The sequence below is a fragment of the Streptomyces sp. ICN903 genome, from assembly GCF_022015835.1.
Classification (GTDB): domain Bacteria; phylum Actinomycetota; class Actinomycetes; order Streptomycetales; family Streptomycetaceae; genus Streptomyces; species Streptomyces fenghuangensis.
Genome location: NZ_JAKMAY010000585.1, coordinates 1 through 1,147, shown reverse-complemented (window position 1 = coordinate 1,147; position 1,147 = coordinate 1). Strand labels below are relative to the sequence as shown.

The 1,147-nt window shown below is 70.4% G+C and carries 1 protein-coding gene; it reads right to left on the bottom strand.

Annotated elements, in window-relative coordinates; all coding sequences use genetic code 11:
* Positions 1-1,147 (bottom strand): MinD/ParA family protein (locus L7D48_RS28960; protein WP_237884091.1); only part of this gene is annotated, 1,147 nt, incomplete at both ends.

The following is a 1,147-nucleotide window of genomic DNA, read 5'->3' as shown; positions in this document are numbered from 1 at the left end:
CTGCTGGGGATGCGGCTGCGGCGGGTAGGGGGCCTGCGGCTGCTGCTGTTGGTGGCCGGGGTGGGGCTGACCGGCCTGCGGCTGTTGCGGCTGCTGGGGATGACCGGGGATGGGCGGCGCGGTCAGCGGCGGGTTCCCGCCGGGCGACCACAGGCCCTGCTCCTGCTGGTGGCGTGAGAAGTCCTCGGCGATCAGGGCGGCGAGGTTGAAGTACGCCTCGCGCGTCCTGGGCCGCATCATGTCCAGATCCAGCTCCGCGCCCGCCGCGAGGTGCTCGTCGAACGGGACGACCACCACATCGCGGCAGCGCGTCTTGAAGTGCGCCACGATGTCGTCCACCTTGATCATCTTTCCGGTCTCGCGGACCCCGGAGATGACCGTGATGCTGCGCTGCACCAGATCGCCGTAACCATGGGCGGAGAGCCAGTCCAGCGTCGTACTGGCGCTGCTGGCGCCGTCCACGGAGGGGGTGGAGATGACGATCAGCTGGTCGGCGAGGTCGAGGACGCCGCGCATCGCGCTGTAGAGCAGGCCGGTGCCCGAGTCGGTGAGGATGATCGGGTACTGCTGGCCCAGCACGCCGATGACGCGCCGGTAGTCCTCGTCGTTGAAGGTCGTCGAGATCGCCGGGTCGACGTCGTTGGCGAGGATCTCCAGGCCGGAGGGCGCCTGCGAGGTGAACCGGCGGATGTCCATGTAGCTGTTGAGGTACGGGATCGCCGTCACCAGATCGCGGATCGTCGCACCCGTCTCGCGCCGCACCCGGCGGCCGAGCGTACCCGCGTCCGGATTGGCGTCGATCGCGATGACCTTGTCCTGCCGCTCGCTGGCGAGCGTCGCGCCGAGCGCCGTGGTCGTCGTCGTCTTGCCGACGCCGCCCTTGAGGCTGATCACCGCGATGCGGTAGCAGGACAGCACCGGAGTGCGGATGAGGTCGAGCTTGCGCTGCCGCTCGGCCTCCTCCCTCCTGGCCCCGATACGGAAGCGGGAGCCGCCGCGGTTGCTCTGCGGGCGGGGCTTCTTCTTCTGGTTCAGCAGGCGCTCGGAGGACAGCTCCACCGAAGCGGTGTATCCGAGCGCACCCGGCTGGCTCGGGGGCTGCTGGCGGGGGTCGGGCCAGGCGGAGCCGGCACGGGGGTCCTGCGGC